6 protein-coding genes are annotated in these 7,495 nt (G+C 71.6%); 4 read left to right on the top strand and 2 right to left on the bottom strand.

Translation table 11 applies throughout. From position 1 onward, the window contains the following. Positions 1 to 335 precede the first annotated feature (335 nt). Together AXW62_RS32945 and AXW62_RS32940 are read left to right on the top strand one after the other, a co-directional pair. Positions 336 to 1,358 (top strand): adenosine deaminase, encoded by a 1,023-nt coding sequence (locus AXW62_RS32945; protein ID WP_060947702.1) that lies wholly within the window; start codon positions 336 to 338, stop codon positions 1,356 to 1,358. Further along, positions 1,355 to 2,044 carry a glycerophosphodiester phosphodiesterase gene (locus AXW62_RS32940; protein ID WP_030834290.1) on the top strand — a complete coding sequence of 230 codons (690 nt, stop codon included), beginning with the start codon at positions 1,355 to 1,357 and terminating at the stop codon, positions 2,042 to 2,044. The genes AXW62_RS32945 and AXW62_RS32940 overlap by 4 nt, the downstream gene beginning before the upstream one ends. 329 nt (positions 2,045 to 2,373) lie before the next feature. Here AXW62_RS32940 and AXW62_RS32935 read toward each other — a convergent pair whose 3' ends face one another. Then, positions 2,374 to 3,825, bottom strand: a complete 1,452-nt coding sequence (locus AXW62_RS32935) for a gamma-aminobutyraldehyde dehydrogenase (RefSeq protein ID WP_030834289.1) — start codon at positions 3,823 to 3,825, stop codon at positions 2,374 to 2,376. 178 nt (positions 3,826 to 4,003) lie between these two features. On the opposite strand from AXW62_RS32935, the gene AXW62_RS32930 reads away from it, so the two are divergent. Beyond that, positions 4,004 to 4,477: an Lrp/AsnC family transcriptional regulator gene (locus tag AXW62_RS32930; protein WP_030834287.1), complete on the top strand. Its 474-nt coding sequence runs from the start codon at positions 4,004 to 4,006 to the stop codon at positions 4,475 to 4,477. A gap of 2 nt (positions 4,478 to 4,479) precedes the next feature. Continuing rightward, a complete protein-coding gene (locus AXW62_RS32925; protein ID WP_060947701.1) occupies positions 4,480 to 5,853 on the top strand; it encodes an aspartate aminotransferase family protein in 1,374 nt (457 codons plus the stop codon). 454 nt (positions 5,854 to 6,307) lie between these two features. Here the strand turns inward: AXW62_RS32925 and AXW62_RS32920 are convergent, their stop codons facing one another. After that, positions 6,308 to 7,411 (bottom strand): PucR family transcriptional regulator, encoded by a 1,104-nt coding sequence (locus AXW62_RS32920; protein WP_060947700.1) that lies wholly within the window; start codon positions 7,409 to 7,411, stop codon positions 6,308 to 6,310. Positions 7,412 to 7,495: the final 84 nt, after the last annotated feature.

The raw sequence follows: 7,495 nt of genomic DNA, 5'->3' as shown, positions 1-7,495 counted from the left end.
GCCCGGCACAGCGGGGCGGGAGGTGGAAGTCGGCTGCTCGGCCACCGCGGACCGGGGGGCCGGTCCCTCCTGCTTGTCCATCACGACCCGCTGCGCCGGCGGAGCCCACGGATCGCGGTCGCGCGGCTCGGGCGGCCTCGGCTGCCCTGATCGCCGCGGCTCATCCCGCGGCTCATCCCGCGGCTCGTCCCGCGGCTCGGACGGGTCGTGCTGGTCGGCCATGGAGCTCCCCCACAAAGACGTCCGCCCATGCTACGGCCTGTGGCCGGCCCGACAGGGGCCACACCATACGATGACCGGACGCCGTCGTCGGCGGCCGTCTCCCGGAGGTTTCGTTGACCGATCTGACCACCTTCATCGCCGGGCTGCCCAAGGCGGAGCTCCACGTGCACCACGTGGGATCCGCGTCCCCGCGCATCGTGGCCGAGCTGGCCGCCCGCCACCCCGACTCCAAGGTGCCCACCGATCCCGAGGCCCTGGCCGACTACTTCGTCTTCCGGGACTTCGCGCACTTCATCGACATCTACCTGTCCGTGGTGGATCTGATCCGCGACGCCGAGGACGTCCGGCTGCTGACCTACGAGATCGCCCGCGACATGGCCCGGCAGAACATCCGCTACGCCGAGCTGACCGTCACGCCCTACAGCTCGACCCGGCGCGGCATCCCGGACACCGCCTTCGTCGAGGCGATCGAGGACGCCCGCAAGGCCGCCGAGGCGGAGCTCGGCACCGTGCTGCGCTGGTGCTTCGACATCCCCGGCGAGGCCGGTCCGGAGGCCGCCGAGGAGACCGCCCGCATCGCCTGTGAGCTGCGCCCCGAGGGGCTGGTCAGCTTCGGCCTCGGCGGTCCGGAAATAGGGGTGCCGCGCCCCCAGTTCAAGCCGTACTTCGACCGGGCCATCGCCGCCGGGCTGCACAGCGTGCCGCACGCGGGCGAGACCACCGGGCCGCAGACGATCTGGGACGCCCTCACCGAGCTGCGGGCGGAGCGCATCGGCCACGGCACCAGCTCCGTCCAGGACCCCAAGCTGCTCGCCCATCTCGCGGAGCACCGCATTCCGTTGGAGGTCTGCCCGACCTCCAACATCGCCACGCGCGCCGTCGCCACGCTCGATGAGCACCCCCTGAAGCAGATGGTCGAGGCCGGGGTGCTGGTCACGATCAACAGCGACGACCCGCCGATGTTCGGTACCGACCTCACCGCGGAGTACGGGGTCGCGGCCCGGCTGCTCGGCCTGGACGCGGCGGGTGTCGCCGCCCTCGCGAAGAACGCCGTCGAGGCGTCCTTCCTGGACGCCGAGGGCAAGGCGCGGCTCGCGGCGGAGATCGACGCCTACACGGCGGTCGCGGGCCGATGAGGGTGCCGGGGGCGGGCTGCGTTCCGGTCGGCCACCGCGGCGACCCCTATGTGTGCCGGGAGAACACCCTGCCCTCGATCCGCTCCGCGGTGCGCGCGGGGGCGGGCGCGGTCGAGATCGACGTACGGCTGACCCGGGACGGTGTCCCCGTGCTGCTCCACGACACCACGCTGAAGCGGTTGTGGGGCCGGGACCGGCCGCTGTCCACGCTGACCGCCGACGAGGTGCGGCAGCTGACCGGCGGCGGCGTCCCGACCCTGCGCGAGGCCCTCGCGTGCGCCGACTCGACCCGGCTGCTGATCGACCTGCCGGACGCGTCGGCCGCGCCCGCCACCGTCGCCCAGGTCCGGGAGAGCGGCGCGGGCGACCGGGTGTACTACTGCGGCGCCCTGGCGGCCCTGCACGCCGTGCGCCGCGCCGATCCGGACGCCGAGATCGCGCTGACCTGGACCACGCTCGCCCCGCCACGTCCGGTGCTGTTGGCCGCGCTGCGCCCCCGCTGGCTCAACTACCGCTTCGGACTGGTCTCCCGGGAGCTGGTCGCCCGCCATCACACCGACGGGCTGCTGGTCTCCGCCTGGACCGCCGACACCCGGCGGTCGATGTCCCGGCTGCTGGGGGCGGGCGTCGACGCGATCACCACCAACCGGGTCGGCGCCCTGTCGGCCCTCCTGCTCAGCGGCTGACCGGTCGCCTCCCGCCCGGCGCCCGCCACACGCCCTCGACGACCGGCCGCGCGGCGGGCGGGCGTGTCGCTCACCCACAGGTCGTCGCTGCTCACCGCCGCTGCCCTTGGTCACCGCCGGGTACCGCACCGCCCCGGCGTGGTGCCGGAAGCCCGGCTTCGACGTACTCGGCCCGCCCGCCTCGCGGTCGCCGCAGCCCGCGACGCCCGACAGCAGCGCGACGGCCGCCGCGATCCCCCGCGGTCCGGATTTCCCCCACCGGGTCATGACAGGTGATCCTTGATCCTGTCATGACCCGGTGACAGGGCGGAGGCGGGAAGAGGCGCGGATCAGCCCAGCGACGTCATGACGTGCTTGATGCGGGTGTAGTCCTCGAAGCCGTACGCCGAGAGGTCCTTGCCGTAACCGGACTTCTTGAATCCGCCGTGCGGCATCTCGGCGACCAGCGGGATGTGGGTGTTGATCCAGACGCAGCCGAAGTCCAGGGCCTTGGACATCCGCATCGCGCGGGCGTGGTCCTTGGTCCACACCGACGAGGCCAGCGCGTACTCCACACCGTTGGCGTAGGAGACCGCCTGCTCCTCGTCGGAGAAGGACTGGACGGTGATGACCGGGCCGAAGACCTCGTTCTGGATGATCTCGTCGTCCTGCTTGAGTCCGGAGACCACGGTGGGCGCGTAGAAGAAGCCCTTGTCACCGACCCGGTGGCCGCCCGCCTCCACCTTGGCGTGCGCGGGGAGCCGGTCGATGAAGCCGGACACCTGGGCCAGCTGGTTGGCGTTGTTCAACGGGCCGTACAGCACGTTCTCGTCGTCGGGCGCACCGGTCTTGGTCTCGGCGGCGGCCTTGGCCAGCGCGCTCACGAACTCGTCGTGGATCGACTCGTGGACCAGCACCCGGGTGGCGGCCGTACAGTCCTGGCCGGCATTGAAGAAGCCCGCGACCGAGATGTCCTCGACCGCCTTGGGGATGTCGGTGTCCTCGAAGACCACGACGGGCGCCTTGCCGCCGAGCTCCAGGTGGACCCGCTTGATGTCCTTCGAGGCGCTCTCGGCGACCTGCTTGCCGGCCCGCACCGAGCCGGTGATGGACGCCATGGCGGGCACGGAGTGCTCGACCATCAGCCGTCCGGTCTCCCGGTCGCCGCAGATCACGTTGAAGACGCCCTGCGGATGGCCCAGCTCCGCCAGCACCCCGCCGATGATCTCGGCGATCAGCACGGTGGAGGCGGGCGTGGTGTCCGAGGGCTTGATGACGACCGTATTGCCCGCCGCCAGCGCCGGGGCGAACTTCCATACGGCCATCATCATCGGGTAGTTCCACGGCGCGACCTGGGCACACACCCCGACCGGCTCGCGCCGGATGATCGAGGTGAGCCCCTCCATGTACTCACCGGCCGAGCGGCCCTCCAGCATCCGGGCCGCGCCGGCGAAGAAGCGGATCTGGTCGATCATCGGCGGGATCTCCTCGTCCCGGGTGAGACCGATCGGCTTGCCGGTGTTCTCGGACTCGGTGGCGATCAGCTCCTCCGCCCGCGCCTCGAAGGCGTCGGCGATCTTGAGCAGTGCCTTCTGCCGCTCTCCGGGCACCAGGTCGCGCCAGGCCGGGAAGGCGGCCTCGGCGGCGGCCATCGCCGCGTCCACGTCCGCGGCGCCCGAGAGCGGCGCGGTGGCGTAGGGCTCGCCCGTGGCCGGGTTGACCACCTCCGTGGTCCGCCCGTCCGCGGCGTCCCGGAACTCTCCGTCGATGTAGTTGCGCAGACGACGCAGTTCGGTGGTCACGTGCCACCCCTCCTGTCAGCTGTCCGATGGGTGAGACACCCACAGTAGTCGCCGGGACTGCGCTTTCAACATACCCGCCACACCAGAACAACGGAATCAGTGATTTTTTGACTTCTAGACGACGAAATTCATTGAAGATAGGTTGCGACACGGACGAGGCTCGTGCACAGTGAAGGTCGTGGCCACACCTGACAAGAACGGCACGCCGTCTCTCGACTCCGTATCCCTGGCGATCATCGAGCAGCTCCAGGAGGACGGCCGGCGGCCGTACGCCGCCATCGGAAAGGCCGTGGGGCTCTCCGAGGCGGCCGTGCGGCAGCGCGTGCAGAAGCTGCTCGACCAGGGCGTGATGCAGATCGTCGCCGTCACCGATCCTCTCACCGTGGGGTTCCGGCGGCAGGCGATGGTCGGCATCAACGTCGAGGGCGACCTCGACCCGGTCGCGGACGCGCTGACCGCCATGGACGAGGTCGAGTACGTGGTCGTCACCGCCGGCTCCTTCGATCTCCTGATCGAGATCGTCTGCGAGGACGACGACCACCTCCTCGAAACGATCAACAAGCGGATCCGCACACTGCCCGGTGTGCGCTCCACCGAGAGCTTCGTCTACCTCAAGCTCCGGAAGCAGACCTATACCTGGGGAACGAGATAGCAATGAGCGACGACCTCTCCGCCGACCTCTCCTCGACGGCGTACGACCACCTGTGGATGCACTTCACCCGCATGTCGTCGTACGAGAACTCCCCCGTGCCGACGATCGTGCGCGGTGAGGGCACGTACATCTACGACGACAAGGGCAAGCGGTACATCGACGGCCTGGCCGGCCTCTTCGTGGTCAACGCGGGCCACGGGCGGGTCGAGCTGGCGGAGACGGCCTCCAAGCAGGCCCAGGAGCTCGCCTTCTTCCCGGTGTGGAGCTACGCCCACCCCAAGGCCGTCGAGCTCGCCGAGCGCCTCGCGGGCTACGCCCCCGGCGACCTGAACAAGGTCTTCTTCACCACCGGCGGCGGCGAGGCCGTCGAAACCGCCTGGAAGCTGGCCAAGCAGTACTTCAAACTCACCGGCAAGCCCACCAAGCACAAGGTCATATCCCGCGCCGTGGCCTACCACGGCACCCCGCAGGGAGCCCTGTCGATCACCGGGCTGCCGGGGCTCAAGGCGCCCTTCGAACCGCTGGTGCCCGGCGCGCACAAGGTCGCCAACACCAACATCTACCGCGCCCCGGTCTTCGGCGACGACCCCGAGGCGTTCGGCCGCTGGACCGCCGACCAGATCGAGCAGCAGATCCTCTTCGAGGGCCCGGACACCGTGGCCGCGGTCTTCCTGGAGCCGGTGCAGAACGCGGGCGGCTGCTTCCCGCCCCCGCCCGGGTACTTCCAGCGGGTCCGCGAGATCTGCGACCGCCATGACGTGCTGCTCGTCTCGGACGAGGTCATCTGCGCCTTCGGGCGGCTGGGCACGATGTTCGCCTGCGACAAGTTCGGCTACGTCCCGGACATGATCACCTGCGCCAAGGCAATGACCTCCGGCTACTCCCCGATCGGCGCGTGCATCGTCTCCGACCGGCTCGCCGAGCCCTTCTACCAGGGCGACAACACCTTCCTGCACGGCTACACCTTCGGCGGCCATCCGGTCTCGGCCGCGGTGGCCCTCGCCAACCTCGACATCTTCGAACGCGAGGGGCTCAACCAGCACGTGCTGGACCACGAGGCCGCGTTCCGCTCCACCCTGGAGCGGCTGCACGACCTGCCGATCGTCGGCGATGTCCGGGGGGACGGTTTCTTCTACGGCATCGAGCTGGTGAAGGACAAGGCCACCAAGGAGTCCTTCGACGAGGAGGAGACCGAGCGGATCCTCTACGGCTTCCTCTCCAAGGCGCTGTACGAGAACGGGCTGTACTGCCGGGCCGACGACCGCGGCGACCCGGTCGTCCAGCTGGCGCCGCCGCTGATCGCCGACCAGACGCTCTTCGACGAGATCGAGCAGGTGCTGCGGACGGTGCTGACGGAGGCGTGGACCAAGCTCTGACACCCCCTCGGCCCGCCCCTTCGCGTCGAACGCGGCGTGCTCCGTGGGGCTCGCGAGCGCGGTGGCTCACGAGCGCGGTGGGCTCACGAGCGTCAGAGGGTCGGGAGCACCGTGGGGTTCGCGAGCGCGGTGGGCCCACGAGCGTCAGAGGGTCGGGTGCACCGTGGGGTTCGTGAGCGCCAAAGGTTCGCGAGCGCTGTAAGGCCCGCGAGCACTGCCAGATCCGCGAGCATCGCGAGGTGCGCGACCGCCCGGGGGCTACCACCTCCGTGCGCGTCACGACCACCGTGGGGTTCCAACGGCGCTGTACTGCGGGACCGCCATGGGGTTCCCGACCACGCTGTGCTCCACGATCGCCACGGGGTTCCCGACCGCCAGGGACGCGCTGCCGCCACGGGGTTCGCGACCACTACGCGGTTCACGCCCCCCATGCGGTTCACGCCTTCCAAGCGGTTCACGCCCACTTGAGGGCGAACCACAGCTCCATCCGGACGTCCGCGTCGCCGAGGTCCACCTCCAGCAGGGCCTCGACGCGGGCGATCCGCTGACGGACCGTATTGCGGTGCACCTCCAGCGCCACCGCCGTACGGTCCCAACCACCGTGCAGCGACAGCCACACCCGTAGCGTCTCCAGCAGCACCGGCGCGCCGTCGAGCGGTGCGAGCAGGGCACGGCCGTGCGCCCCCGCCTCGTCCGGGTCCACCAACGAGGCGACCCCGCCTGCGCGGGCCGGGCCGTGTCGCACCAACGGCACCCGCTCGGCGACGGCCCGCCGCAGCGCACGGACGGCGTCGGCGTCGCCGCGCGCCAGCTCGGCGGCCGGGACGGGTGCCCCGACGCCCAGCGTCCAGCCGGGCTGCGCCCGTATCCTGCCCTCGCCCGGGACGAGGGCGCACAGGGCGTCCCCGTCGAGGTCCACCAGCGGCGTCCCGAGCCCGGCCGCGAACGCGGCCGTGGCCAGCGGCCCGTCGTCCCGAACGCGGCCCCGCCGCCGCCCCCGCACCACGGTCCACAGTCCACCGCCTTCCGGGTCCTCGGAAACCGCGCCCACCCGCTCCGGACGCTCGGAAACCGCACCCACCCGCTCCGGGCCCTCGGAAGCCACGCCCACCCGCTCCGGGCCCTCGGAAACCGCACCCACCCGCTCCGGGCCCCCGGAAACCGCGCCCGCCTGTTCCAGCGAACGGCTCAACAGCCCCGCCACCCGCGCCGGTTCGGCGCCGAGCATCAGCCGGACCAGCGCCGCCGTGCGCTCGGCCTCGGCCGCGACCACCCGCCGCGCCGTCAGCAACGACAGCAGCACCACGGCCACACCGACGATCGCCCCGTCCGACCCGTCCCGGCGGGGCGCGCAGACGCCGAGCGCGAGCCGCCGGTCCTCCGGTCCCGCCGGACCGCCCAGTCCGTAGGCGGCCAGTTGCAGCTCCTCACCGGCCGCGCCGGTCGCCCTGCCCGCCGCCGAGGACGGCCCCGAGCGCAGCCGCGCCACGAGCGCGCCGAGCGCCGTACGGGCCTCCCGCGGCGGGCGCGGCCCGGCGGCCGCCGAGCTCCGCGCCATTCCGGCCCCGAAAAAGCGACCGTCCTACGCCCCGACGATGCTGGCCCAGTTGCCGCCAGTACGGCGGTACGGGGTCGCGGGCGG

Source organism: Streptomyces hygroscopicus subsp. hygroscopicus, from assembly GCF_001553455.1.
Classification (GTDB): Bacteria; Actinomycetota; Actinomycetes; order Streptomycetales; family Streptomycetaceae; genus Streptomyces; species Streptomyces hygroscopicus.
The sequence above is the reverse complement of the archived record's forward strand: the minus strand, read 5'-3'. Positions and strand labels throughout refer to the sequence as shown.

Excerpts from the sequence above, each read along its gene's own strand:
- AXW62_RS32940 (WP_030834290.1), top strand. The coding sequence starts at position 1,355 with ATGAGGGTGCCGGGGGCGGGCTGCGTTCCGGTCGGCCACCGCGGCGAC.
- AXW62_RS32925 (WP_060947701.1), top strand. The coding sequence starts at position 4,480 with ATGAGCGACGACCTCTCCGCCGACCTCTCCTCGACGGCGTACGACCAC.
- AXW62_RS32920 (WP_060947700.1), bottom strand. The coding sequence starts at position 7,411 with ATGGCGCGGAGCTCGGCGGCCGCCGGGCCGCGCCCGCCGCGGGAGGCC.